Below are 26167 nucleotides of genomic sequence, written 5' to 3'. Positions count from 1 at the left end.
ACTCTTGTCAACCAGTCATCGGACTTTTAACGTGACCGGTCATGACTCAGGGGATCACGCGCAGGACGACCATGAAGTCCGCCGTCGGCGGGGCGGCCGCTCTGGCGGCGGGCGGAGGCACTCTCGGTGGCGCCCCGTCGGCTTCGGCGGCCGCGGCAGGGTCCGGGGAGGGCGGGAAGTCGGAGCGGAATACCTCCGATGAATCGACCTCGGATGAATCGATCGATGATCGGCCCGATGGATCGTCGCTCCGGTACGCCGCCCCCGCCGCCGACTGGGAGCGCGAGGCCCTGCCCATCGGCAACGGCTCCCTCGGCGCCATGGTCTTCGGCACCCTCGCCTCCGAACGGCTCCAGTTCAACGAGAAGACTTTGTGGACCGGCGGCCCGGGCTCCCGGGAGGGCTACGACTTCGGCAACTGGCGCGCGGCACGGCCCGGCACCCTCGACGCCGTGCGCGACGAGCTCGACGCGAAGGGCAGGCTGACCCCCGACGACGTGGCGGCCGAGCTCGGCCAGGCCCGGCGCGGCTACGGAGCCCACCAGACCTTCGGGGACCTCCACATCGACGTCCCCGGCGCCCCGGACGCGCCCGACGCCACGTACCGCCGCGCCCTCGACCTCGGACAGGGCCTCGCGACCGTTGAGTACGAGCAGGAACAGGCCCGTCACCACAGGGAGTTCTTCGCCTCGTACCCCGACGGAGTGCTCGTGGGCCGGCTCTCCGCCGACCGCGCGGCCCACATCACCTGCACCGTCCGCTACACCTCACCCCGCGCCGACTTCACCGCGAAGGCGAGAGGCGACCGGCTCACCGTCCGGGGCGAACTCGACGACAACGGGCTGAAGTTCGAGGCCCAGCTCCGCGTCCGGCAGCAGGGCGGCACGCGCACCGCGCACGACGACGGCAGCATCACCGTGACCGGGGCCGACCACGTGTGGTTCGTCCTCGCCGCGGGCACCGACTACGCCGACACGTACCCCGACTACCGAGGCGCCGACCCCCACACCGCCGTCGCCCGCGCCGTCGACGGAGCCGTCGCGGCGGGCCACGGCACGCTGCGCGCCCGCCATCTGCGCGACCACCGCGCCATGTTCGACCGCGTCACCCTCGACATCGGCCAGTCACTCCCCGCCGATCTGCCCACGGACCGGCTGCTCAAGCAGTACGGCACCGGGGCGGACGCTGCCGCCGACCGCGCGCTGGAAGCGCTCTTCTTCCAGTACGGCCGCTACCTCCTCATCGCCTCCTCGCGCGCCGGATCGCTGCCCGTCAACCTCCAGGGCGTCTGGAACAACAGCACCACACCACCCTGGTCGGCCGACTACCACACCAACATCAACCTCCAGATGAACTACTGGCTCGCCGAGGCGGCCAACCTGCCCGAGACGACCGCCCCGTACGACCGTTTCGTCGAGGCCCTGCGCGCGCCCGGACGGCGCACCGCCGAGGAGATGTTCGGCAGCCGCGGCTGGGTCGTGCACAACGAGACCAACCCGTATGGCTTCACCGGCGTCCACGACTGGTCGACCGCGTTCTGGTTCCCCGAGGCAGCGGCCTGGCTCACCGCGCAGCTCTACGAGCACTACCGCTTCGGCGGCTCCACGGACTACCTGCGCACCACCGCGTACCCGGCGATGAAGGAGGCCGCCCAGTTCTGGCTCGACAACCTGCGCACCGACCCGCGCGACGGCACCCTGATCGTCACGCCCAGCTACTCGCCGGAGCACGGCGACTTCACCGCGGGCGCGGCCATGGCCCAGCAGATCGTCCACGACCTGTTCACCAACACCCTGGAAGCGGCCCGCACCCTGGGGGACTCACCGGCCTTCCGCGCCGAGCTGGAGAAGACCCTTGGCGCCCTGGACCCCGGCCTGCGCATCGGATCCTGGGGGCAACTCCAGGAGTGGAAAGCGGACCTGGACGACCGCACGGACGACCACCGGCACGTCTCCCACCTCTACGCCCTCCACCCCGGCCGCCACATCGAACCCGGCAGCAAGTGGGCCGACGCGGCGAAAGTCTCCCTCACCGCGCGTGGCGACGGGGGCACCGGCTGGTCCAAGGCCTGGAAGATCAACTTCTGGGCGCGGCTCCTGGACGGCGACCACGCGCACAAGATGCTCGGCGAACAGCTGAAGTCCTCGACGCTGCCCAACCTCTGGGACACCCACCCGCCGTTCCAGATCGACGGCAACTTCGGCGCGACGTCGGGCATCGTCGAGATGCTCCTGCAGAGCCAGCACGACGCCATCGAGATCCTGCCCGCCCTGCCGTCCGGCTGGCCCGACGGTTCGGTGCGCGGACTGCGGGCCCGCGGCGGCGCGACGATCGACATCGACTGGGCGGCGGGCCGCGTCACCCGCGTCGTGCTGAGGGCCTCGCGCACCCGCGAACTGACGTTGCGCGGTGAACTGTTCAGCGGCGGGACGAGGACACTGAAGGTGCGTGCGGGGCGGCGCTACGTCTTCGGCGCCTGACCCCGCACCGGCCGCGTAGACAGGACGTCGTGTCCGTGCGCGGTGGCGAAGCGGCTGCGGTACTCGCTCGGCGTCGTGCCCAGCCGGCGGGCGAAGGCGCGGCGGAGCGTCTCGTCGCTGCCGAGGCCGCTGCGCCGGGCGGCCGCCGTGACGCTGTGTCCGTCCAGGAGGAGCCGCTGGGCGTGGTCGAGGCGGACCTGCTCGACCCAGCGGGCGGGCGTGGTGTGCAGCTCGGTCCGGAACAGCCGGGCGAGGTGCCGGGTGCTGACGGCGGCGGAGGCGGCCATGGTGGGCAGGGTGTGCTCGCCGGCCGGGTCGGCGAGCACCGCAGCGGTCAGCGAGCGGAGCACGTCGTTGCGCGCGGGCGGGGTCGCGAGGGCCGTGGAGAACTGTGACTGCCCGCCCGGTCGCTGCATGAAGACGACCAGTTCACGTGCGATCGTCCGGGCGGTGTCCGCTCCGTGGTCGTCCTCCACGAGTCCGAGGGCCAGATCGATGCCCGCGCTGATGCCCGCGGAGGTGACGTACCGGCCGTCGCGGATGTGGAGGGCGTCCGGCTCCACCCGGACCTCGGGGTGGCGGCGGGCGAGTGTCGTCGCGTGCCGCCAGTGCGTGGTCGCGCGGCGCCCGTCGAGCAGACCGAGCGCCGCGAGGACGAAGGCGCCGGTGCACACCGAGGCGACCCGCGCGGCCCGCCGGGCGAGGCTGTCGGCGGCTGCCAGTACGTCGTCGTCGAGGGGCTGGAGCGCCAGCCGGTCGGCGCCGACGATCACGACGGTGTCCAGCGGTCCGATGCCCGGGGAAGCGGTGTCGGCCGCCGCGACCGATCCGGCGAGCGCGATCCCCGAGGACGTCGTGACGTCGCCGCCGCGGGGTGAGACCAGCACCGTCTCGTAGGGGAAGCCGAGCCGTCCCGCCTGGTGGAGCACCTCCACGGGGCCGCTGACGTCCAGCAGCGTCACGCCGTCGAAGACCAGGAAGGCCACGCGGCGCGTCATGTCTGAATCTGTGGTTCTACTGGCCGTATGGACATGGCTCCAGAGTAGGACACCGGGCGACAGTGGAAGCGTTCACCGAGCGGACAAGGGAAGGCGCACCTCATGAGTGAGACGATCGCGGGCATTCGGATTCCGGACAGCGCTCTGGCGAAGGAGGCGACGGAGCTGGTGCGCGATGTCGCCGCGCCGCTGCTCTTCGACCACTCCCGGCGGGTGTTCCTGTGGGGGTCGCTGCGCGGCCGGGACCAGGGTCTGACGTTCGACCCGGAGCTGCTCTATGTGGGAGCGATGTTCCACGACCTGGGGCTGACCGAGCGCTTCCGCCGCACCGACCAGCGCTTCGAGATCGACGGCGCGGACGAGGCCCGCCGCTTCCTCCAGGGGCACGGCATCACGGGGGAGCGGGCGGACCGCGTCTGGACGGCCATCGCCCTGCACACCACCCCCGAGATCCCGCTGCACATGGCCCCCGAGATCGCCCTGGTCACCCGCGGCGTCGAACTGGACGTCCTCGGGATCGGGTACGACGCCGTCACCGACGAGGAGCGCGCCACCGTGGTCGCGGCGCACCCGCGCCCCGACTTCAAGAACCGCATCCTGGCCGCGTTCGCCGAGGGCATCAAGGACCGTCCGCAGACCACCTTCGGCAACGTGAAGGCGGATGTGCTGGCGCACTGTGTGCCCGGCTTCGAACGCGGCGACTTCGTGGAGGTCATCAAGGGCTCCGACTGGCCCGAGTGACGACCGGCCACAGAGCGGCGCCGGGCTCGGGGTCGGTCAGGCCGCGCCGTCGACGGGCATCCCGCTCCGCCGCAGGCCACCGGTCGTCCGGTGCGCCGGTCCCGCGCAGCCCGTCGCGGCGGGCCGCGCGGCGGTCCGTACGAGTTCCGCGTACGCGCAGCGCAGCGCGACCAGCGACTCCTGGGCGTCGCGGTAGGCGTCCGCGTCCGCCCCGCGCCGGTGCGCGAGGGTTCTGACGGCCACGCTGCGGCGGTCCAGGGTGGAGAGCCACGCGCGGTGCCGGGCAGCGAGATGCCGGCGTTGCTGGCACCGGCTGCCGGCCCCCATGGGGCCGCCCATGCCGAGCACGGCGTCGGCGGCGAGCAGCACCGGCGGCTCCAGCGCCTCCTGCTCGGCCAGCGCGGCGAGCACCGCGCACTGCTGACCGGTCGCGGGCGCCAGGCTCAACTTCACCGCGTTCGAGCGCAGTTGCCCGTGCAGTGCGTGCTGGACGCGGGTCATGCGGCACAGCGCGACGGAGACGGACCGGTCGCCGGGGGACCGGCCCGCCAGCGACTCGGCGAGACGGAACAGCCAGACCCCGTGGGCCTCCAGGCGCACCGTGGCCAGCATGAGCCGGTCGAGACGGGACAGCGGCTGGTCGCCTGCCGACCAGTGCACGATCGGCACGAGGGGTTCGGTGCGGGCCAGTTGGTCGACCGGCAGGGCCCGGCCGGGCTTGCGCAGCGGCGCCCAGTTGAGGAGCGACAGCATGGGCAGCCCGACGAGCCGGGTGTGGTCGCTGCGGTGGGCGAGGGACGTCCACAGGGCGAGGAACCGCTCGTCGGCCACCCGCCCGGCCCTCGACGACGTCGGGTCGAGGTCGGTCCACCCGCAGGCCGCCACGATCACCGCCATCCGCATGGCGGCCGCCTTGGCCCGGTGCTCCGACAGCCGGGCGACACGGAGGCGCAACGCGGGCAACTCGGTCGTGCGGCAGGCCTCTTCGACGAGGAGGCGGGCCTCCTCCCGGCACGGCGCGGCGGCGGCCGCGCGGGCCAGCGCGTCCAGGTCCGTCCAGCCTCCGGCGAGGTGGGGCGCCGGGAGCCGCTGCGGCAGGAAGCCGTGGACGAGCGGGTTGTCCGGGTCCGGGAGGGAGGTCATCGAGGCACCCTTTCGCACGTAACGGATGATCTTCGGGTACACCTTGATCGTCACAGTTCGCCGCTCTCGATCTCTTCGGCGAAAGTCCTCAAGGCGGGGGTCTTTGGCCCTCTGGCCGACGTCTGATCCGGTGCTCGCAGTCCGGTGAGGACCGGCCGGTGGTCGCTGCCCAGGTCCGGGAGGACCGTCGATCCCGTCGACGCGAGGCCGCGCACCAGAACGTGGTCGAGACGGACGACGGGGAACGCGGCGGGCCAGGTGAACCCGAGGCCGTGGCCCGCCCCGCCGTCCGCGGGGCGCAGTCCACGGGTCAGCGGGGCCAGACCCCGGTCCCGCAGGCTGCCGTTGAGGTCGCCGAGGACCACCACGCGCCGCGTGGGATCCCGGGCCACCCGCTCGGCGAGCCGGGCCGCGCTCGCGTCACGCCGCTGCACGGTGAAGCCCTCGCGGACGGTGACCCGTACGGACGGCAGGCGCACCGCGTACACCGCCGTGTCGCCGACCGGCGTGCGGGCGACGGCCCGGATCGCGTGCGGCCAGGCACCGCCGAGGTCGAGCTTCTCGACCCCGTGCAGCGGATACCGGGACCACAGGCCGAGCGTGTCGCCCGTCGAGTGGTGCGGATAGGCGGCGTGCAGTTCCTGCTCGTACGTCTTCACCGCGTTGTTCGGCACCTTCTCCAGGGCCACCACGTCGGCGCCGGTGGCGAGGATGTCGCGGGCGACATCGTGCGGCGCGGTGCGGTCGCCGCCGACGTTGAGGGTCAGGACCTGGAAGTCGGTACGGCCGGGGGCCGCTTCGGGGGACGGGACGAGGCCGGGGCCGAAGAGGACGGCCCAGGCCACCGTCGGGACCAGGGCGAAGGCGACCCCCCTGAGGGAACGCCGCACCGCTGCCGCCGCGAGCAGGAGCGGAATGCCGAGGCCGAACCACGGCAGTGCGGTCTCCACCAGACTCCCCAGGTGCCCCGGCGTGTCGGGCACCACGCCGGGGAAGACCAGGAGCGCCGTGAGCAGGAGTGCGCAGAGAGCGATACGCATCGTCGGTGCCGCCCCTCTCAGAATTCGCCGCTGCCGGCGCGCCGACCGGCCCCGCCCCGCCCGGCCACGCCCCGCCCGGCCACACCCCAGCCCGCCAGGGCGAACGCCACCGCCGTGACCGAGGTCCCGAGCAGCACGCCGCAGAGGAGCTGGGCCGTGCCGGGAGCCACGGTGGTCACCGCGGCCAGTACGACGGCGGCGACCGCGACGAGGGCGACGGCGGCCCGCAGGGACTCGCGCGACGTCATCGCTCGTCTCCCGTCACGAGATCCTCGTGCGGCAGCAGCAGGACGCGGTCACGGGCGTCGTACTCGAAGAGCTCGGCGTAACGGCCCCACGTGATGGCGGTGTTGAGCTGCTGGCGCGAGGCGCGGTCCGAGGAGCTCGCGCACAGCCGCTCCGTGACGTGGTGCTCCCGCAGCCGCCCGGTGCCGGACGCCATCAGGAGCGTACGGATGGTGGCGATGAGCGGGACGTTGGCGAGGACGGCGGCGGCGAAGAGGCGCTTGCGCGTGAGGATGTCGGCGCAGGCGAAGCCGCTGCCGGTGATCGTGAGCCGCAGCTCCCCGGCCCTGATCCGGGCGTAGGCGAGCGTCTCCGCCGCCTCCACCAGGGGCATCAGGTCGTCGAGCTCGTAGTTCAGCGCGTCCGCAAGAGAGGGGAGGTCCACCGAGCCGCCCCGGCTGTCGAGCTCTTCCAGGAGCCCGGTGAGCTGCTCGACGTCGGCCTGCGGCAGCGGCGCGGCGGCCCGGAGCGGGTCGTGCGTGCCGAGGGTGGGCGGGAGTTCGGCCCGTTCGCCGGTCAGGCATTCGTACGCGTCCTCGATGAGCGCCTCGAAGCCGCGGGTGCGGCGGTTGCGGGGGCGCGGGAGGTCCACCCGCAGCTCGACCTCGATGGTGCCGGGGTCGGTGCCGAGGATCAGGATGCGGTCGGCGAGCTGGACGGCCTCCTCGATGGAGTGGGTGACCAGGAGGGCGGTGCGGGTGGGGCTGTCGGGACGGGTGAGGAGTTCGACGAGCTCGTTGCGCAGGGTCTGCGCGGTCAGGACGTCGAGGGCGGAGAACGGCTCGTCCATCAGGAGCACGTCCGGCTCGACGACCAGGGCGCGGGCGAAGCCGACCCGCTGCCGCATGCCGCCGGAGAGCTCCTTGGGATAGGCGTTCTCGAAGCCGTCGAGGCCGACCATGTCGATGGCCGCGAGGGCCCGCCCCCGGCGCGCGATCGGTTCCACGCCCTGCGCCTGGAGGCCGAGTTCGACGTTCTGCTGCACCGTGAGCCACGGCATGAGGGCGAACGACTGGAACAGCATGGCCGTGCCCGGGTTGGGGCCGTTCACCGACCTGCCGCGGTAGTGGATCGTGCCGGCGGACGGGGCGAGCAGTCCGGCGATGTGGCGCAGCAGCGTCGACTTGCCGGAGCCGGACTTGCCGAGGAGCGCGACGATCTCGCCCTCGCGCACGGTCAGGTCGATGTCCTGGAGGACCGGCAGGACACCGCCGGTGGGGGAGGCGAAGTGCTTGTGGAGTCCGCGGACGGTGATGACCGCGGTGTCGGCGGCGACGGCGACGGCTGTGGTGTCGTTCATGGAATCGCTCCTCGGCGACGGGGTGGTGGGGTGGTGGACGTGGTGGGGCCGGCAGTGACGCCGCACGCGCGGCCGGTGCGCTCGGGCCCGGTGCCCGCTGCGCGCCGTCACAGCGCGCAGCGCTTCTGCGCGAACCGGTACAGGCGCCGCCACAGGAGCCGGTTGATGATGACGACGTAGACGCTCATCAGGACCGCGCCGAGGAAGTTGCGCGCGAAGTCGCCCGAGTCCGTGGCCTGCGTGATGTAGGCGCCGATGCCGACGGCGGTCAGCGTCGTGGTGCCGTAGCTGACGAGCTCGCCGGGGATCGAGGCGTTCCAGGCCCCGCCGGACGCGGCCAGCGCACCGGTCGTGTACGACGGGAAGACCGCGGGCAGGATGAGCTTCTTCCAGCGCAGCCAGCCGCGCAGCCCCAGGTCGTCGGCGGCCTCGCGGAGGTCACCGGGGATGGAGCTCGCACCGGCGATCACGTTGAACAGGACGTACCACTGGGCGCCGAGCGCCATCAGTGCGATGGCACCCCAGTTCAGCGAGATGCCCGAGGCGCCGAGCACCACGACGGCGAGCGGGAAGAGGAAGTTGGAGGGGAAGGAGGCGAGCACCTGGACGATCGGCTGGGCGATCCGGTTGACCCTCGGGTTCATGCCGATCCAGGCGCCGACCGGCACCCAGACGAGCGTGGAGAACACCACGAGGATCATCACGCGGCCGTACGTGACCAGCGCGAGCCAGGCCGCGTGCCCGATCTCGCCGACCGGGACGTTGTCCAGGATGTACGTGCAGGCCTGCCACAGGATGGCCGCGACCGCGGCGCCGTACAGCACGTAGAAGACGACGTCGGCGCGCTTGCGGCGGACCGGGTCGTGGTGAAGGCGCCCGGGGCTGGTGCCGAGGACACGCATGGCCCGGTCGAGCCGCTCACCGGCAGGACGCGCCGTACGGCCGAGCAGCGACGGCACCGTGGAGCGGCGCAGCAGGTCGAGGAACCAGCTGCGGGGCTGCTCGGCGAGCTCGCAGTCCTCGGTGCGGAACCGCTCCGCCCAGGCGGTCACGGGACGCCAGAAGAAGAAGTTCACGGACACGACCATCGCGATCATCACGACGATGGCGAGCGTGACCCGCATGCCTTCGCCGTTGTCCAGGGCCTGCGCGACGTAGGAGCCAACGCCCGGCAGGCCGTTGTCGCTGCCGTTGACGCTGATCGTCTCGGAGGCGGACAGCGCGAACCACGCGGCCCCGAAGCTGATCATGCCGTTCCAGACCTGGGCGATCATGCCGCTGGGCACGTCGACCTTCCAGAACCGCTGCCAGCGGGTGAGGCGCATCAGCCGTGCCGCCTCGTCCAGCTCCCTGGACTGGGTGATGAGGGACTGGTAGAACGCCATCGCCATGTTCCACACCAGAGCGGTGAACACGGCGAAGATCGACGCGAGTTCGAGGCCCAGGGTGGAGCCGGGGAACATCGCGATGAAGCCGGTGACGGTGATGCTGAGGAAGGTCAGGACCGGCACCGACTGCAGGATGTCGATGGCCGGCACGATCACCTTCGCCGCGCGCCGCGAGCGGGCGGCCCACGTGCCGAAGACGAAGGTGAAGAGCACGGCGGGCACGAGCCCCGCGAACATCCGCAGCAGGGAGCGGGCCGCGTAGTAGGGCAGCTCGCCCGGGTCGGTGGAGACGGCCGGGGGCGCGTCGACGTCGTAGGGCTGGTCGGTCGAGGCGCCGACCCGGATCACGACGTAGAAGAGCGCGACGATCCCGAGCAGGACCAGGAGGTCCACGGGGCGCATACGGGCGACGCGCACGGCGCCGCGGGAGGGGAACTGACGGAGCTTGGACATGGGGAACCCGAATGTTCTGCGGGTACGACGGCGCGACGGCATGGCGCGGTGCCACGGCTCGACGGCGTGGCACGACGGAATGGCACGGCGGACACCGCGCGCGGAAGGACCCGTGGGAAGGGGGACGGTCAAGGGGGGACACCCCGCCGTGACGACGTGCGTCAGGCGGCGGTCCGCCGCCGCTGTCCAGCGGTGACGACACGCGTGGAGCAGCGGGACACGCGACTGGGAGGGTCGCCGTAGAGCACAACGACCACCTCCTCACATCCTCGGGCAGCGCGTTTCTCGCACCGGCTCCCAAAGGATCGCGCCACGCCGCTGAAGACAACCTGAGCGACCTGAGTCCCTCTTCAGGATCCGGGCCCCCGGCGGGTTCAGGTTCCTCAGGAAGGACTCAGGAACCTCGGCATAGAGTGGGAGATCCGCGTCGTAATTACTGGATATGTGATATTTGCACCGTGAAGATCCTGGTCATCGAAGACGAGCACGCACTCGCCGACACTCTGCGCCGGGCCATCTCCTCGGACGGCCACTGGGTCGACGTCGCCCACGACGGGCACACCGGACTGGAGCTGGCGCTGACCGGCGGCTACGACGTGATCGTGCTTGATCTGATGCTGCCGGGCCTCAGCGGCCTTGAGGTGTGCCGCAGGCTCCGCGCCCACGACGAGCACGCACTCGTCCTGATCCTCACCGCCAAGGACAGCGAGTACGACGAGGCCGACGGGCTCGACGCGGGCGCCGACGACTACCTGACCAAGCCGTTCTCCCTCGTCGTGCTCCTCGCCAGACTGCGCGCCCTCGGCCGCCGCGCCGGACGGGAGCGCCCCGCGACGCTCCAGGTCGGCGACCTGACCCTCGACGTCGTCGCCCGGCTCTGCAAGCGCGGCGAGCAGACGGTCGAGCTGACCGCGCGGGAGGTCGAGGTGCTCGGCTGTCTGCTCGCCGCCGACGGGGGCGCCGTCTCCAAGCAGGACATCCTCGACGAGGTGTGGGACTCGCCGACCGACCTCGACCCCAACATCGTCGAGGTGTACGTCAGCTCGCTGCGGAAGAAGGTCGACGCGCCCTTCGGCCGGCACACCATCCGCACCGTGCGGGGCATCGGCTACCGGCTGGCTCCCGATGCCGCCTGACAGAGCCCGCGCGACCCGTGAAGCTCGTGGCCCCCGCCGCTTCCGCCCGCGCATGCCCCGCACCCTACGGGGCCGAGCCACAGCCGCGGCCGTCCTCATCATGGTCGTGGCCCTCGCCATCGGCGGCGGCTGGCTGTACGTCACCCTGCGCGGCAATCTCGTCGACAACGCGGGCGCCCGCACCGAACTCGCCGCCCGCCAGGCCGCCGCGGACATCGCCGCGAAGCAGGGCCGCCCGCACGGCGACATGCAGGAGCCCGACGGCGGCGTGGACGCCGTCCTCGTCCTCGACGACCAGGGGCGACCGCTGGCCAGCACCGCCCCGCACCCCGCCGCCCGCGCCGCCGTCCTCGCGGCGTTCCGCCCCGGCCGGGGCGAGGACTCGGCGGTACGGGACTTCGCCGCCGCCCCCGCGCTGGCCAGCGAGACCAGCGTCGTCGCGGTCGTCCGCACCCCGTCGCCCAGCGGTGACGGCGACCTCTACGTCTACGCGCTGACCGTCCTCGATGCCGTGGCCGACGCCGAGCGGGCCCTCGGTGTCACCGTCCTCGTCGGCGGTCCGCTGGTCGTCCTGCTCACCGGACTCATCGCCTGGTCGGTGAGCGGCGCCGCGCTGCGGCCCGTCGAGTCCATGCGCAGGGAACTCGTCGCCGTCTCCGCGGACCGGCTCAGCCGCCGCGTGCCCGCGCCGGGCGGCCAGGACGAGATCACCCGGCTCGCCGAGACCGTCAACGACACCCTGGAACGGCTCGAGCACTCCGTCACCCGGCAGCGCCAGTTCGTCGCCGACGCCTCGCACGAGCTGCGCAACCCCATCGCCGCGGCCCGCGCCGAACTCGAACTGGCCCTGCTCAACAAGCCGGACCCCGACACGGCGGCCTCACTCTCCCAGGCACTCGACTCGACCGTACGACTGGAGCGGATCGCCGCCGACCTCCTGCTCCTCGCCCGGCTCGACGCGCAGCAGCCGCCGAACGTGGAGCTCGTCGACCTGTCGCTGCTCGCGGCCGAACTGATCGCCCGCCGCCGCTCCGCACGGGTGCCCCTGCGCCTCGTGCCCGCCGAGGACCCGGTCCTCGTACGCGCCGATCCCGGACAGCTGGAGCGGCTGCTCGCGAACCTCCTGGACAACGCACAGCGGTTCGCCGACTCCGAGGTGCGCGTCGGCACGGCCACGGACCGGGCCACCGGCACGGCCCTGCTCGACGTGGCCGACGACGGTCCCGGCATCCCGCCCGAGGCGACGGAGGAGGTCTTCGACCGGTTCACCCGGCTGGAGGCGGACCGCAACCGGGCCAGCGGCGGCACGGGGCTCGGTCTCGCCATCGCCCGCGAGATCGCCCGTGCCCACGGCGGGAGTCTGCGGGTGGAGCCGAGCGGGCGCGGCGCACGCCTGGCCCTGCGGCTGCCGACGGCGGACTCCCCGTCCCGGCCGTGACCGCCCGTCGCTGAAGACCCGCTCCTGGAGACCCACTCCTGGAGGCCTCTTCCTGAAGACCTCTTCCGTTTCCTCAGGATCCGCTCAGGAACGGGCGTTCAGGATCGTCCCCATGCCTCAGCACCGAGCCGTCAGCCCCCGCTCCCGACGACATCGCGCGCGCCGCAGGGCGCGGATCGGCCGCACGCTGCTGGCCCTCACCGGTGTCCTGGTGCTCTGCGGCGGCGCCGCGGCCTGGTACCTGTACCGCGAGATCGACAGCATCGGCTCCTCCGCCGCTCTCGGCGCCGACGCGCCCAAGTCGAAGGACGGCTCGACGAACATCCTGCTGATGGGCCTCGACACGCGGAAGGACCAGAACGGGGACGATCTCCCCAAGGACGTGCTGAAGAAGCTGCACGCCGGGAACTCCGACATCGGCGGCTACAACGCCAACACGCTGATCCTGCTGCACGTCCCGGCCGACGGCGGCAAGGCGAAGGGCTTCTCCATCCCGCGCGACGACCTCGTCGACATACCGGGGTACGGCAAGGACAAGATCAAGAAGGCGTACGGGCTCGCCAAGGCGGCCGAGGAGGACAAGCTGCGCCGCGAGGGCGTCACGGACGCGCACAAGCTGGAGCACGACGGCCGGGAGGCGGGCCGGCAGTCCCAGATCCGGACCGTGCGCGACTTCCTCGGCGTCCCCATCGACCACTTCGCCGAGGTCAGCCTCTCCGGCTTCTACCGCCTCGCCGACGCGCTCGACGGCGTCGAGGTCTGCCTCAACCACCCGGTCAAGGACCGCTACTCGGGCGCCGACTTCCCCGCGGGCAAGCAGGAACTCGACGGACAGCAGGCACTCGCCTTCGTACGCCAGCGGCACGGCCTGCAACGCGGCGACCTGGACCGCACCCGCCGCCAGCAGGCGTTCCTCGCCTCGGCCCTGCATCAGGTGAACAGCGTCGGCACCCTCACCAACCCCGCGCGCCTGCTCGACCTGAAGAACGTCGCCAAGGACAACGTCGTCCTCGACGAGGGCTGGGGGGTCTTCTCCTTCGTCCGGCAGGCCAAGAACCTCACCGGCGGCAAGGTCGAGTTCACGACCCTGCCGGTGGAGAGCTTCGCCAAGCACAACGGCGAGGACGTGAACATCGTCGACCGCGACCTGGTGCGCAAGAGGGTGCAGGAGGCCCAGAAGCAGACCGGCGACAAGGTCGGGAAGAAGAAGTCCGACGACACCTCCGAAGGCCACTCCGAGGACCACTCCCCGAAGGTCGCGGGAGGCGGTGTGCCGTGCGTGGACTGATCACGCGGTATGCCGTGCGGCGGCCGGGCGCCCGCGACGCGGGCCCCCGCGCCCTCGACGCCCGGCGCACCGAGGCGCTGCTGCTCGCCTTCGCCCTCGCGGTCGTCATCTACGGCTACGCGTCCGCGGGCCTCGCCATGACGGGCGGCCTGCCCGCCCGGCTCACCCATTTCGCCGTCTCCCAGCTCTGCCTGGCCACCGCCGCCCACCTGGCCGTCCGCAGATTCGCCCCCTACGCCGACCCGCTGATCCTGCCGCTCGCGTTCCTCCTCACGGGCCTCGGCCTGGTCCTGATCCAGCGCCTGGACCCCGCCTACGCCGCACGTTTCGACTCGGCGCCCGCGAGCGGCGGACAGCTCGTGTGGACCGTCCTCGCGGTGGCCGCCACGATCGTCGTGCTGTGGGCGCTGCGGGACTACCGGCAGTTGCAGCGCTACCTCTACGTCACCATGGCCGCCTCCATGGCCCTGCTGATGGCGCCCGCCTTCTTCCCGGGCGACACCTACGGCGCCAAGCGCTGGGTGTACCTCGGCCCGCTCTCGTTCCAACCGGGGGAGTTCGCGAAGGTCAGCATCGTCGTGTTCTTCGCGGGTTTCCTGGTGCTCAACCGTGACGCCCTGTCCTGCACCGGCCGCCGCTGGCTCGGCATGACGCTGCCGTACGGTCGGCAGATCGGTCCCATCGCCGCGGTGTGGCTCCTGAGCCTGCTGGTGCTGGTGTTCGAACGCGACCTGGGTACGTCACTGCTGTTCTTCGGCGTCTTCATCGCCATGCTCTACATCGCCACCGAACGCACCAACTGGGTGGCCTGCGGCGTCGCCATGACCCTGGTGGGCGCCGTCGCGGTGGGCGCCACCGAACCGCACGTCAAAGGCCGGGTCATGGCCTGGCTGCACCCCTTCGACATCTATCTGCCGGCCGACCAGCGCCCGCCGGGCCTGATCTCGGACCAGGCCGCGCAGGCCCTGTTCAGCTTCGGCAGCGGCGGCGTCACGGGCAGCGGCCTGGGACAGGGGCACCCGGAACTCATCGGCTTCGCCGGGCGCAGCGACTTCATCCTCACCACGGTCGGCGAAGAGCTCGGCCTCGCCGGCGTGATGGCGGTCCTGCTGCTCTACACCCTGCTCGTCGCGCGCGGCTTCCGCACGGCCATCACCTGCGGCAACCCGTTCGGAAAGCTGCTCGCCGCGGGCCTGTCCCTGGTGATGGCGTTGCAGGTGTTCATCATCGTGGCGGGAGTGACCGGCCTGATGCCGTTCACCGGCAAGGCGCTGCCGTTCCTCGCCCAGGGCGGCTCGTCGATGGTCGCCAACTGGCTGATCGTCGCGCTCCTCCTGGCCATCAGCAACCAGGCCCGCAGGCACCTGAACCCGACCGACGGGGACCAGTACGGGACGGAGGTCTCAGATCCGGGCGCCGACCATCCCGAGCCCGTCGGCCGCGGCCGGGGACAGCACCGACTCGTCGAGACCGGCCAGGGGCATCCAGGCGACGTCTGACGTGGAGCCGTCGGACTCCACGACCCCGACGGAACCCGGCGCGAGCTCGACGACGTAGAAGAGCCCCACCAGATGCCAGCTCACCCCGAACCTGCGCGCCGAGTACGTCCGCGCGTCCACGAGGCGAGCACCGACGAGTTCGAGCCCCGTCTCCTCGTGCAGCTCCCGCGCGAGCGCCTCCTCCGGCTGCTCGCCCGGGTCGACGCCGCCACCGGGCAGATGCCAGAGACCGGGTTCGAAGACGGGGGAGGCGGCAGAGAGCCGCGTCAGCAGCAGCTCGTCCCGCACGGCCGCGACGGCGTAAGCCGAGACACGTGAGCGCACCTGATCCGTCGCCCGCTCGCCCACCTGAGCACCTCCGGAGTTCCCACCCGCGACACGAGATCGCTCCAGATCGTACGTCGGGCCCGGCACCGCCCCCACGCGGCCCCGGGCCCGACCGGTCGCGGCGCGGCTACTTGCCCGACCGTGCCGCCTGGACGTCGGCCGCCCGCACGTAGCCGACCCGGTGCCCGTACTGGATCACGTAGTACATGTCCTTGCCGCGCACCACCTTGTGCGGTGCCGTGTCGAACGTCGGGGAGTAGAAGTACTCGCCCGGCACCTTGTCACCGACCACGTACTTCTGACCCGCGAGGATCTTGTACGGCAGCGGCGGGACGGTCTGCACCGGCACACCGGCCGGGTAGGCCTCCTTCTCGGGGTACGCGCGCCCGTACACCGGGACGTCGCCCGCCCCGGCCTTCGGTGTCACCACGAGACCCTTCGCGTCGACCGCGGTGGGCTGCTTCTTCGGGTTCTTGAACCAGGCCTTCTGCCCGAGGTACCAGACGGCCGTCCAGTCGCCCTTGCGCTCCGCGACCGCGTACTGCTGGCCGGTGGAGAGCCGCGCCCCCGTGTCGTTCACGTCGATCGTGGAGTCCTGGCCGCCGGGGCGCTTGCCGATGTCCTTGATCAGCGGCGCGTCGTCACGCGGCTCGGTGTGGACGCGCACCGCCGCCGAACCGTGCGGCACGCACTTCTCGCCGGGCTTGACGCAGCCCGTGTACTCCGGACGGTTCTTGGAGTACGTGGGCGCCACCGTCACCACGCCGCCGTCCCGACCCGCCGTGCGGTGGAACGGCTTGCCGAGCAGCGTGAAGTAGTGCTGCCAGTCCCAGTACGGGCCCGGGTCCGTGTGCATGCCCGGGATAGACGACGTCACGGTGCCCTGGACGTTGTCGTGGCCGAGGATGTGCTGCCGGTCCAGGGGAATGTCGTACTTCTTCGCGAGGTACTTCACCAGCCGGGCCGACGTGCGGTACATCGCCTCCGTGTACCAGGTGTCGGGAGCGGTGAGGAAGCCCTCGTGCTCCAGGCCGATCGACTTGGCGTTCACGTACCAGTTGCCCGCGTGCCAGGCGACGTCCTTGGCCTTCACGTGCTGGGCGATGTGTCCGTCGGTGGAGCGCAGGGTGTACTGCCACGACACGTAGGTCGGGTCCTGCACCATGTTCAGGACGCCTTCCCACCTGCCCTCGGTGTCGTGGATGACGATCGTGTCGATGCTCTGGCTCTTCGGCCGGTCCGACAGGTCGTGGTTGCCGTAGTCCGGGTTGCCGTTGGGGTCCTTGAACTCCTCGTACGGCGCCGGGATCCACTCGCACGACACGGTCTTCGGGCACTCGGTCTCGGCCGCCGCCGCCCTGCGCAGGCCCATGCGCTTCAGCTGTGCCTCGTCGGGCGCGAGGCCCGGCTCCGGCGCGAGCGTCACGCGCTGGCCCGCGTCCGTGGTGCGCTGTTCGCCGTCACGGATCACGGCGAACACGTCGTTGGCGTACGTGGCCGCGGTGGCCTCGTCGTCCGCTCCGGAGAAGCGCGCCACGGCGCCGTACCAGTCGGCGGGGTCGCCGCTCAGCGGCTTGCCGAGCTTGCGCTGGGCCGCCGCGAGCAGGGCCGCGCCGCCCTCGACGTTCGCGGCGGGATCGGTGCGCAGCTCGTCGGCGGACCGGCCGCTCAGCTCGGCGGCGCGGGGCAGCGTCTTGAGGCGGGCGGGGAGTTCGGACTCCTCGGGCACCTCGGCCTTCGGCGGGGGCGCCGGGCGCGAGGTGTCGCCGCGCGGGTCCTCCGTGCCCTCGCTGTGGTGCGGGGCCGAGGCCAGGGCGGTGCGGGCGTCGGTCAGGTGCATGGGGCCGTAGCCCCCGGTGACGCTGGCCGCGCCGCCGTGGGCGTCCCACCGGGACTGCAGGTAGGACACGCCGAGCAGCACGCTCTGTGGCACGTGGTACGCGTCGGCGGCCGCGGCGAAGGCTCCCTGCAGCCGGTCCGGGGCAGCCTGTTGGGGTGCGCTCGACGACGGGGCCGCGCCGAGCAGTGGAACCAGCAGGCCGGCCGACGCGAGGGCGCCGGCCGTCCTGACGGTACGTCTGCGCGCGGACGGCGTACGGGCGGTGTCGGATCCTCGCAAGGCAGCCTCCTGGAACTCCTGGGCCGGTGAAGCGTGACGGGGCGTGCGGGGCCGGGCGTGCGTCAGTGGTACCGGCTCTCCGACGATCCGTCAATCATGCCCAGGGGCCGGAATTTCGCATGTCAGCGCTGGTCCTGATGGGTCAAGAGTGAGGTACGGACAAATTTTCGCAGGCGGTGGTCGCACCGGCTGCGGCGCGTCAGTGGCATGGACCAATGAGGCTCGGGCGAGGGGCCGACGTCACCCGGCGGTCCGGGCACGCCGCCGAACCGGCCCACGATGGTTCGGGGTGTTCCCGATCTCCAGACGCGGCCAGTCCGCGAGGTCCCGCAGCAGCTGCCGGTCGTGCGTCGCGACCACGACGGCGGCGCTCGTGACGCGGAGTGCGTCCGTCAACTCGTCGACGAGCGCGGACGACAGATGGTTGGTCGGCTCGTCGAGCAGGATCGCACCCGGCCGCCCGGACAGCGCCAGCGCCAGATCCAGGCGCCGCTGCTGGCCCTGTGACATCCTCCCGACCGGCGTGCGCGACGCGTCGCGGTCCAGCAGACCGAGCGAGCCGAGCGGGACCACGTCGGCGTCGCGGAGCACCCCGCGGGCCACGAGCCGCCCCACGTGACGGGCGTGCACCTCACGGGCGGTGAGAGCGGGGTCCTGCCCGGCGGTCTCCTGGGTCACCCGCACCACCCGGGCGCCGGCGGCCGTGGAGACGTATCCCTCCGTGGGCGCGAGCGAACCGGCGAGCACCGCGAGCAGCGTCGACTTCCCGGCACCGTTCGGCCCCGTCACGAGCAGCCGGTCGCCCCCGTCGAGCGTGAGGTCGACGGGCCCTGCGAGGCGACCCTCGACCGCGACGCAGTGCGCCCGCAGCTGGGCCGCGCCCCGCCGGACAGCCGCCTCCGGCCACCGCAGCACCGGAGGCGGCTCCGGCACGTCGATTCGGTGCGCCTCCAGGGCTTCCTGCTGCCGCTTCAGGGCCTGGACGACGCCCGGGGCGCGGGACTGGCGCTGGTGCTTTCCGGTGCCCTTGTCCGGGCGCCAGCCCGTGGAGAGCCGGTCGCGGGCCTGCGCCGCCGCGTCCCGCAGCCGCCGGTGCTCCGCCTGCTGCTCCTCGTGGTCCTGCTCCCAGCGCTCGCGCTCACGGCGTCGGGCCGCCTGCCAGGCGTCGTAACCGCCCGCGTACGTGCGGGTCCTGCCGTCACGTGTCGGATCGAGGTCGAGGAACCGGTCGGCGACGTCGCGCAGCAGCGCCCGGTCGTGGCTGACGAGGGCGAGGCCGCCGTCGTGCTCGCGCAGCCTGCGCGTCAGGAAGTCGAGCCCGCCGGCGTCCAGGTGATTGGTCGGCTCGTCGAGCAGCAGGACGTCGTGCCGCGCACCGAGCAGGCACGCGAGGCGTACGCGGTACCGCTGCCCGACCGACAGGCTCGACAACTCCCGCCCCCGGTCCGTACAGGCACCGAGAGCCTCCAGGGCCACGTCGACACGGCGTTCGGCTCCCACGCGTCGAGGCGTGTGGCGGTGTCGAGCGCGGCGGCGTAGCGGTCGTCGGCGGTGGGGGCGCCGTCGGCCATGGCGAGGGTCGCCTCGTCCAGCGCGGCCAGGGCCGTGAGCGATGCGGCCAGGGCTTCGGAGGTGAGGGTGCCGACGGTCTCGCCGTCCCGCGCGGACAGCTCCTGCCGGGCGAGCCCGATCGTGCCGGTCCGGTGCACGGCGCCTTCGTCGGGGGCGATCAGCCCGGCGAGGACGTGCAGCAGTGTCGTCTTGCCCCGGCCGTTCTCGCCGACGACGGCGATGCGCGACCGGGCGGACACAGTGACCGAGACGTCGTCGAGGACGCGTCGGGACCCGCGGGTGACGGTGACGCCCTCGGCGCGGATGTGCGCGCTGTCGCCGGCCTCGACGGGCAGAGGGAGGGGGAGAGCCTGGGTCGGGCGGGTTTCGGGAAGGGGGTGGGGTTCACGGGGTGCTCCGCAGCTCGCAGTGGAGCCGGGCAGCGGTGAGCGGCCGCCCGGCGGGAACCGGGACGGCGAGCGCTGATTCAGTGGGAGAAGGGCGCCGCCGTCAGCGGGCGGAGCGGACCTTCTGCGACCAGATACCTCGTGCCATGCGGATCAGGCTAACAGCAGGGACTGTCACTCTTCCTCTGGTTTTTCAGGGGGTGGGCCTTCGCGCGGCAGGCCTTCGCGCTCGGGGATGCCGCCGTCATCTGATGTCCCCGGCCCACTCGAACCGGGCCTGACCGCCCGGCCTCGGGCGGTACGTCGACCGGCCGCCGGCGCCGAACCGCCCCAGCTCGGTCGGGAGGGCGACGCCCGCGGTGACCTCCTCGCGCGTCCAGCCGGTGATGTCGAGCAGCAGCCCGTCCAACGGGCCGCCCACCAGCTCCACATAGGACTTCCCCGGGCGCGGGCCGGGGCGCTCGTGATCGTGGCCGTAGACCCGGCCGCGCAGCAGCTGCTCATCGTCGCTGTCCATGCGGCCCAGCCTTCCAGCCACCACTGACAGTGGACCCCTGCCGAGCCTTTCGCAGATCCGCAATTTCTCTTGCAGGAGTGAAACAGCGCTGCCGAAGCTGTCGACATGGAATCCACCGAAAGCACCCCCGAGGGCGCCGAACAGTTCTGGGAACGCCACTACCGCACCCACCGCGACTGGGGCACCCGCGTCAATCCGCTGCTCGCCGAGACCGCCGCGCCGCTTCTCCCCGGCACCGCCCTGGACCTGGGGTGCGGCGCCGGGGGCGACGCCGTCTGGCTCGCCCGGCAGGGCTGGCACGTCACCGCCGTGGACATCTCCGGTACGGCCGTCGAGCGGCTACGAGAACGCGCACGCGACCTCGGGGTCGCCGAGCGGATCACCGCGCAGCAGCACGATCTCGCCGTGGGAGTCCCGGCAGGCCGGTTCGACCTCGTCTCCGCCCAGTACTTCCACACCCCGTTCCCGCTGCTCCGCACCCACGTCCTGCGTGCCGCCGCCCGGTCCCTGCGCCCCGGCGGACTCCTCCTGATCGTCGACCACGGCTCCACGGCGCCCTGGTCCTGGAACCAGGACCCCGACGTCCACCACCCGACCCCGGAGGAGGTCGCCGCCGACCTCGCTCTCGATCCGACGTGCTGGCCCGTACTGCGGGCGGAGGCGGCCCGCCGTACGGCCACGGGCCCCGCGGGCGAGACCGCCACCGTCGTCGACAACGTCCTTCTCGTCCAGTCCACCGCCGGACTTCTCCGGCCCGCCACCACAGGAACGGAGTGACGACCGCATGCGTACGAACACGGCACCTTCCCCGGCGGACGACGACGAGAAGGCGACTCTCCGGAACGTCCTCGACCAACTGCGGGGCGCGATCGCGGACAAGGTGGACGGCGTGCCGGAACCGCGGGTCCGCACGGCCGGAGTCCCGTCGGGCACGAGCCTGCTCGGGCTGCTCAAGCACCTGGCGTCCGTCGAACGGTTCTACTTCCTGGGCAAGGAACCCGCCGACTGGCAGGCGACCCTGAGGCCGTGTGCCGAGGACACGGTCGAGAGCGTGCGCGCCGACTACCGGAAGACCGTCGAGCGGGCGAACGAGATCATCGACGCCTGCCCGGATCTGACCCGGCCGGCCCCGCGCGCCCGTCGCCGGGGCCCGGTGCCTTCGATGCGGTGGGTCCTCGTGCACATGATCGAGGAGACCGCCCGGCACGCCGGGCACGCGGACATCCTGCGTGAGCGGCTCGACGGGTCCACCGGCCGTTGAGGCGGGTGAAGATGGACACATGGCAGGGGAGAGAGAAACGGCTGACACGGCAGGCACAGCCGACACAGCAGGCACGGTCGAGGCGACGGACATCGTGCTCGGCAAACAGGACCTCCGTGAGGTCACCGCGTTCGCCGCGGCCTGCGCGCAGGAGGTGCTCGCGCTCGTCGAGGCCGACCGGCCGGACGACGCGCGCCCCCGGGAGGCGATCGACGCGGCTCGGGAGTTCGCCGGGGGCGGCGAGCGCGGGAAGCGGCTTCGCGACACCGCATGGGCGGCGCTGAAGGCGGCAAAGGAAGCGGACACCGCACCCGCTCAGGAGGCGGCGCGGGCGGCGATGGCCGCGGCGGGAGCCGCCTATCTGCATCCGCTCGCCAAGGCCACCCAGGTCAAACACATCCTCGGAGCGGCCGCCCACGCGGCGCGTGCGGCGGAGCTCGCGGCCGGCGACGACCGCGACGTAGGAGCCGAGTGCGTCGAGCGGGCGGCGCGTCGGGCGACACGGGCTGTCGTCGACGTACTCGATCGCTATCCGGCGGCACCGGCCGGCGGCGGACGGGTGGGCGAGCTGATCCGCGAACTGGACGCGCGCCTGCGCCCCTGACCCGGCAGAACAGGACCCTGACCGGCGCAACCCGCAGCGGAGGGACCGGCGGTGACACGAGAAAGCCCCGGCTGGACGGGGGAGACCAGCCGGGGCCGTTGGGTGTGACCGGCGGAGGGCGGTCGCCTCTCGGCAAAAGGCTCCATGGGGCTTCAGCCGAACGATCTTCCCCATGGGCTATAGGTGAGGCCCGGGGACACTGTCCCCTCCGCAGTCACGTACAGAAGAACGACACGTCACCGTTCGTTGTTCCGGACCACGGCCGTGTACGGGGTGAACTGGACCACACGGCTGCCGCGCCCCGGAGGCCCCCGCCTACGCTGCCCTCATGCACCTCCGCCTCACCGACCCCCGCACCACGACCTGGGAACAGGACCGCGCCACGTACCGGATCCACTTCTGGGACGTACCGTCCAAGGCCTCCCACGAGTACGAGGTCCAAGAAGAGGTCGACGTCGACGAACTCCTGACCTGGGCGCAGGAGTACGCGGCGGAGCGCTCCTGGACGTACACGATCTACGTCGTGACGGCGGACGCCTCCGGGCCCGGCCTCATCCGGCTCGCGGGCGTCTCGGGCGATCCCTTCGTTGTTTGATGTAGTGGCCCGCGATTTTTGTACCTCTCTGGTGAAAGCGGTCGACAGTTCGCGTCACCGCAAGCGACCATGATGTGACGCAAGGTGAGAGCCGCGTCGGAGCGGCTGCTTCGCTAGGGAGTGCTCAGTGGAACCGTCCGAAGCGCCCATCGCCCTGGATCGGGACGTGTTCATGCGGAGCCTCATCCGTGAACTGGCACGGGTTCTCGAAGACGTCGTCGGTCTCGAGGAAGCCGCCGGGTACGTCAGCCTCGTCAGCCAGACCATCGGCGTCGATCTCAACCACCAGTACGCCAAGGCGCTCGCCGTCGACCGGCTCGACCGCGGGCAGGTCGCTCAGGTCATGGTCGACTTCAAGAGGCGTATCGGCGGGGGCTTCTACGTTCTGGAGGAGAGCGACCAGCGCATCGTCCTGGGCAACCGGGTCTGCCCGTTCGGCGAGAAGGTCGTGGGCCGCCCCTCGATGTGCATGATGACGTCGAACGTCTTCGGCACCCTCGCCGCCGAGAACCTCGGATACGCCCGAGTGGAACTGGAGAAGACCATCGCCCGCTGGGACGTCGGCTGCCGGGTGGTCGTCCACCTCCGCCCACCGTCCGAGACCGAGGCGAGCACCGGGCGTGAGTACTACGGCGATCTTCCGTGATCCGCGACGAGGCGCTCGGCCTCTTCCGGAAGATCACCTCCCTGCACACCGAACCCGTGCTGCTCGTCGCCGCCGACGGTCAGGTCCTCGCCGCCAACCCCGCGGCCGTCCGGCTGCTCCCGGGCGTCGAGGACGACAGCTCGCTGAGCGACCTCGTCTCCGAATCCGCCGATGACGTCGGCCGGTTCGTCCGGCAGTGGCTGCGCACCGGCCATCCGACACCGGCGGGCCTCACCCTCCACGGCTACAACGGAGTACGGCTGCGATGCCGCTGCTTCGGCGCCCGGGCGCAGTGGCTGCCCGCCCCGACCGTGCACCTCCGCGCCGTCCGCATCGACCCCGGCGACCGCTTCCTCACCCTCAAGGACCGCGTCAACGCGCTGGAACGCGAACGCATCCTCCGCTTCCGGGCCACCGAGGACCGCGCCGCGCTCAACACGGCCCTGTCGGCCGTCCGCACCCGACTCGACCACCTGCACACGCTCGTCGTGGCGCTCGCCGCGGCCGCCACACCGGAAGCGGTCACGAAGCTCGTCGCCGAACACGTCCCGCCGGTCCTCGGATGTGCCCGGGCCGACCTGCACCTCGCCGACGCGACACCCGTGAACGCGGGCCTCCGCATTCCCGTCCCGCCGCACGCCACCCTCGCCCTCACCACGGACGCGCAGCCTCCGGCGGAACATCTGGAGTCGGTGACGGCCCTGATCGGCGGCGCGCTGGAACGATTCTGAACACGCGCCCGGCGTCGTCAGACGAATCGGCGTACGAACGCGAGCGCCACGTCCGCGACCTCACGCCACCTGCTGTCGAGCGTCAGCGCGTGGTCGCGCCCGTGCAGCTCGACGATCTCCGTGACGCCCGGATTGCGCTTCTGCCGCTTGTACGCCCCGCTGGCGAGCGCCCAGGGAATCGCGTTGTCCTTGCCGCCCGAGACGACGAGCAGCGGGCCGCGCTGCGGATTGCGGCAGTCCACCTTCACTTCCGTACGGGGGTTGAAGTTGGCGAGCGCCGCCTGCATCGGCGGGGCGCACGGCGCGGGCACGGCGTACCGCTCGTAGATGGAGCGGGCCTCCTCCTCGCTGACGGCGTTGGCGTAGGCGTAGCGGAACTGCTGGTACGTCAGCGGCTTCGCGCGCTTGCGGTCGGCGGGGTTCGCGATCATCGGGATCAGTGAACGCACCGTCGACAGGGGCATCGCGAGGACGCCGCGGAACGGGGCAGGGTCGATCGCCACCGACGCCGCGGACAGGCCGCGGCCCGCGAGGATCTGCGTGAGCAGCCCGCCGACGGAGTGCCCGATCACCACGGGTTTGCGCTCCAACGTGCCGATGAGGCCCGCCAGATGGTCGGCGACCTGCCCGACCGTCCGGCCCGCGATGGTCTCGGGGCGCTGCCTCGCCTCGGTCGTCGTCGCCGCCTCGCCGGGCCACGTCAGGGCGACCGGGGCGAACCCGGCGGCCTCGAAGTGCGGCAGCCAGTGGTCCCAGCTGCTCGCCAGCATCCACAGGCCGTGCACGAAGACGGCCGGTGTGCGGTCGGAGGAATTGGCCCGGTCGATCTGCTCTGCGTCGGTTGCGGACATACCCAGACGCTACGGTCACCGGTGCCGTGCGGTAAGGGCAATCCGAGGGTGTTGGCCGATACTGCCGCCCGCGCTGCCGGATCGCGCCGTCACGGGCGGGGTCGTGTGTCCGTGCAGTGATCGGTGTGTGTCAGCGCGCCGCGCCCGACAGGACACGGTCCACCTGCCGCGGCGACAACGCGTGCTCGACCGCGAGGATCCCCGCGCCGATCGCCGCCGCGTTCTCCCCGGTACGGGTCGGCTCGATGCGCAGCACATGCGTGGCCAGCGGATGCGAGCGGCGGTACACCGCCTCCCGGACGCCCGCGAGGAGCTGGTCGTGGACGGCGGCGAGCGCCCCGCCGACGACCACCGTGTCCGGGTTGAAGAAGTTCACCAGACCCGCGAGCACCTCGCCGACCGCCCGGCCGGCCTCGCGCACCATGCGCACGGCGTCGCGGTTGCCCGACTTGACCAGACGTACGACGTCGCTGCCCGACGCCGCCTCCAGACCGAGCGCGGAGAGCCTGCGGGCGAGCGCCGCGCCGCCCGCGACCGCCTCCAGGCAGCCCGTGTTGCCGCACCGGCAGGGGTCCTCCACATCACCGACCCGGATGTGCCCGATGTCGCCCGCGCTGCCCTGCGCGCCCCGGTGCAGCCGGCCGTCGGCGACGATGCCGCAGCCGATGCCCGTGCCGACCTTGATGTAGAGGAGATAGCGGGTGTCCGGAAAGGCGCGGCGCTGCTCGGCCAGCGCCATCACGTTCACGTCGTTGTCGACGAGGGCGCGCGGACCGAAGCGGTCGGCGAAGAACTCGGGGATGGGGAACTGATGCCACCCCGGCATGATCGGCGGATCCACCGGCCGGCCCGTGGAGAACTCGACCGGCCCCGGCACGCCGACGCCGATCGACTTGAGGCCCCCCGCGTCCCGCCCCGACTCCTTGAGCAGGGTGCGCAGCGTGCGTTCCACGTGGCCGAGAACCGCCTGCGGGCCGTCCCCGATGGACAGCGGGTCCTCGCGCAGGGCCAGCGTCTCGCCGCCGATGTCCATGAGCGCCACCCGGCAGTGCGACGCCCCCAGGTCCACGCCCGCCACCGCGTGCTCGCCGGTGCGCAGCCGGAGCCTGCGCGGCGGCCGCCCGCCCGTCGAGCCGCCGTCGGACTCCTCCGCGAGGAAGCCGTGCGCGATGAGCGCGTCCACGCGCTGCGAGACCGTCGACCGCGCGAGGCCCGTCAGACGGGCGATGTCCGCACGCGTCTGGGCGGCACCGGTGCGCAGCAGGGCGAGCACCTCACCGGGCGAGGACGGCACGGCTGCGGGGAGATGATCCGGCGCTCCAGACATGCCGCAACCTTAGGGACGACTTTCGCTGCTCACAAGGCCGAT

Annotated in this window: 24 protein-coding genes and 1 pseudogene; 12 read left to right on the top strand and 13 right to left on the bottom strand. The window is 72.2% G+C overall.

Annotated elements, in window-relative coordinates:
• The first annotated feature begins 71 nt into the window (after positions 1–71).
• Positions 72–2480: a glycosyl hydrolase family 95 catalytic domain-containing protein gene (locus DEJ48_RS02100; RefSeq protein ID WP_150220893.1), complete on the top strand. Its 2409-nt coding sequence runs from the start codon at positions 72–74 to the stop codon at positions 2478–2480.
• Here the strand turns inward: DEJ48_RS02100 and DEJ48_RS02095 are convergent.
• Complete coding sequence (locus DEJ48_RS02095) at positions 2462–3478, bottom strand: GlxA family transcriptional regulator (RefSeq protein WP_150213918.1); 1017 nt, start codon at positions 3476–3478, stop codon at positions 2462–2464. The two genes, DEJ48_RS02100 and DEJ48_RS02095, sit on opposite strands and share 19 nt — an antisense overlap.
• Positions 3479–3580: 102 nt before the next feature.
• Between DEJ48_RS02095 and DEJ48_RS02090 the strand changes: the two genes are divergently transcribed.
• Entirely contained in the window at positions 3581–4219 is a 639-nt protein-coding gene (locus DEJ48_RS02090) for an HD domain-containing protein (protein WP_150213916.1), read from the top strand.
• 36 nt (positions 4220–4255) lie between these two features.
• Here the strand turns inward: DEJ48_RS02090 and DEJ48_RS02085 are convergent, their stop codons facing one another.
• From DEJ48_RS02085 to DEJ48_RS02065, 5 genes are all read right to left on the bottom strand, one after another.
• Positions 4256–5362, bottom strand: a complete 1107-nt coding sequence (locus DEJ48_RS02085) for a hypothetical protein (protein ID WP_150213914.1) — start codon at positions 5360–5362, stop codon at positions 4256–4258.
• A 50-nt stretch (positions 5363–5412) separates the two neighbouring features.
• Positions 5413–6402: an endonuclease/exonuclease/phosphatase family protein gene (locus DEJ48_RS02080; RefSeq protein WP_150213912.1), complete on the bottom strand. Its 990-nt coding sequence runs from the start codon at positions 6400–6402 to the stop codon at positions 5413–5415.
• 17 nt (positions 6403–6419) lie between these two features.
• Entirely contained in the window at positions 6420–6650 is a 231-nt protein-coding gene (locus tag DEJ48_RS02075; RefSeq protein WP_150213910.1) for a hypothetical protein, read from the bottom strand.
• On the bottom strand, positions 6647–7987 hold the full coding sequence (locus tag DEJ48_RS02070; protein WP_150213908.1) for a nitrate/sulfonate/bicarbonate ABC transporter ATP-binding protein: 1341 nt from the start codon (positions 7985–7987) through the stop codon (positions 6647–6649). Before DEJ48_RS02070 ends, DEJ48_RS02075 begins: the two co-directional genes overlap by 4 nt.
• A 107-nt stretch (positions 7988–8094) precedes the next feature.
• The gene (locus DEJ48_RS02065) at positions 8095–9828 is read right to left on the bottom strand and encodes an ABC transporter permease (RefSeq protein WP_150213906.1); all 1734 of its coding nucleotides are present in this window, start codon (positions 9826–9828) and stop codon (positions 8095–8097) included.
• Between the two features lie 458 nt (positions 9829–10286).
• Between DEJ48_RS02065 and DEJ48_RS02060 the strand changes: the two genes are divergently transcribed.
• From DEJ48_RS02060 to DEJ48_RS02045, 4 genes are all read left to right on the top strand, one after another.
• Entirely contained in the window at positions 10287–10964 is a 678-nt protein-coding gene (locus tag DEJ48_RS02060) for a response regulator transcription factor (RefSeq protein WP_150213903.1), read from the top strand.
• A gap of 52 nt (positions 10965–11016) precedes the next feature.
• Positions 11017–12402, top strand: a complete 1386-nt coding sequence (locus DEJ48_RS02055) for a sensor histidine kinase (protein WP_190537138.1) — start codon at positions 11017–11019, stop codon at positions 12400–12402.
• A 112-nt stretch (positions 12403–12514) separates the two neighbouring features.
• Positions 12515–13690 (top strand): LCP family protein, encoded by a 1176-nt coding sequence (locus tag DEJ48_RS02050; protein ID WP_150213899.1) that lies wholly within the window; start codon positions 12515–12517, stop codon positions 13688–13690.
• 14 nt (positions 13691–13704) lie between these two features.
• Positions 13705–15189, top strand: a complete 1485-nt coding sequence (locus tag DEJ48_RS02045) for an FtsW/RodA/SpoVE family cell cycle protein (protein ID WP_223832416.1) — start codon at positions 13705–13707, stop codon at positions 15187–15189.
• Here DEJ48_RS02045 and DEJ48_RS02040 read toward each other — a convergent pair.
• The 5 genes and pseudogenes from DEJ48_RS02040 to DEJ48_RS02025 form a co-directional block, all read right to left on the bottom strand.
• A complete protein-coding gene (locus DEJ48_RS02040; RefSeq protein WP_223831841.1) occupies positions 15094–15537 on the bottom strand; it encodes an NUDIX hydrolase in 444 nt (147 codons plus the stop codon). The genes DEJ48_RS02045 and DEJ48_RS02040 overlap by 96 nt on opposite strands.
• Positions 15538–15643: 106 nt before the next feature.
• The gene (locus DEJ48_RS02035; protein WP_150213897.1) at positions 15644–17635 is read right to left on the bottom strand and encodes an N-acetylmuramoyl-L-alanine amidase; all 1992 of its coding nucleotides are present in this window, start codon (positions 17633–17635) and stop codon (positions 15644–15646) included.
• A 240-nt stretch (positions 17636–17875) separates the two neighbouring features.
• Positions 17876–19111 carry an ATP-binding cassette domain-containing protein gene (locus tag DEJ48_RS02030; protein ID WP_263399427.1) on the bottom strand — a complete coding sequence of 412 codons (1236 nt, stop codon included), beginning with the start codon at positions 19109–19111 and terminating at the stop codon, positions 17876–17878.
• A 209-nt stretch (positions 19112–19320) separates the two neighbouring features.
• Positions 19321–19446, bottom strand: a pseudogene (locus tag DEJ48_RS40720) (ATP-binding cassette domain-containing protein); the annotation flags it as partial.
• Between the two features lie 391 nt (positions 19447–19837).
• A complete protein-coding gene (locus DEJ48_RS02025) occupies positions 19838–20110 on the bottom strand; it encodes a hypothetical protein (protein ID WP_150213895.1) in 273 nt (90 codons plus the stop codon).
• A gap of 105 nt (positions 20111–20215) precedes the next feature.
• Here DEJ48_RS02025 and DEJ48_RS02020 point away from each other — a divergent pair, with 105 nt between their 5' ends.
• From DEJ48_RS02020 to DEJ48_RS01995, 6 genes are all read left to right on the top strand, one after another.
• Complete coding sequence (locus DEJ48_RS02020; RefSeq protein ID WP_150213893.1) at positions 20216–20887, top strand: class I SAM-dependent methyltransferase; 672 nt, start codon at positions 20216–20218, stop codon at positions 20885–20887.
• A gap of 7 nt (positions 20888–20894) precedes the next feature.
• Positions 20895–21371, top strand: a complete 477-nt coding sequence (locus DEJ48_RS02015; protein ID WP_150213891.1) for a DinB family protein — start codon at positions 20895–20897, stop codon at positions 21369–21371.
• A gap of 19 nt (positions 21372–21390) precedes the next feature.
• Positions 21391–21975 (top strand): putative immunity protein, encoded by a 585-nt coding sequence (locus DEJ48_RS02010; RefSeq protein WP_150213889.1) that lies wholly within the window; start codon positions 21391–21393, stop codon positions 21973–21975.
• A gap of 328 nt (positions 21976–22303) precedes the next feature.
• Positions 22304–22570 carry a hypothetical protein gene (locus tag DEJ48_RS02005; protein ID WP_150213887.1) on the top strand — a complete coding sequence of 89 codons (267 nt, stop codon included), beginning with the start codon at positions 22304–22306 and terminating at the stop codon, positions 22568–22570.
• Positions 22571–22697: 127 nt separating this feature from the next.
• On the top strand, positions 22698–23216 hold the full coding sequence (locus DEJ48_RS02000; protein WP_150213885.1) for a methanogen output domain 1-containing protein: 519 nt from the start codon (positions 22698–22700) through the stop codon (positions 23214–23216).
• On the top strand, positions 23213–23947 hold the full coding sequence (locus DEJ48_RS01995; RefSeq protein ID WP_150213883.1) for a PAS domain-containing protein: 735 nt from the start codon (positions 23213–23215) through the stop codon (positions 23945–23947). Before DEJ48_RS02000 ends, DEJ48_RS01995 begins: the two co-directional genes overlap by 4 nt.
• Before the next feature lie 17 nt (positions 23948–23964).
• Here the strand turns inward: DEJ48_RS01995 and DEJ48_RS01990 are convergent, their stop codons facing one another.
• On the bottom strand, positions 23965–24798 hold the full coding sequence (locus DEJ48_RS01990; protein WP_150213881.1) for an alpha/beta hydrolase: 834 nt from the start codon (positions 24796–24798) through the stop codon (positions 23965–23967).
• Positions 24799–24928: 130 nt separating this feature from the next.
• A complete protein-coding gene (locus DEJ48_RS01985) occupies positions 24929–26125 on the bottom strand; it encodes an ROK family transcriptional regulator (protein WP_150213879.1) in 1197 nt (398 codons plus the stop codon).
• Between the last annotated feature and the right edge of the window lie 42 nt (positions 26126–26167).

The sequence above is a fragment of the Streptomyces venezuelae genome (genome assembly GCF_008642315.1).
Taxonomy (GTDB): Bacteria; Actinomycetota; Actinomycetes; order Streptomycetales; family Streptomycetaceae; genus Streptomyces; species Streptomyces venezuelae_D.
The sequence above is the reverse complement of the archived record's forward strand: the minus strand, read 5'-3'. Positions and strand labels throughout refer to the sequence as shown.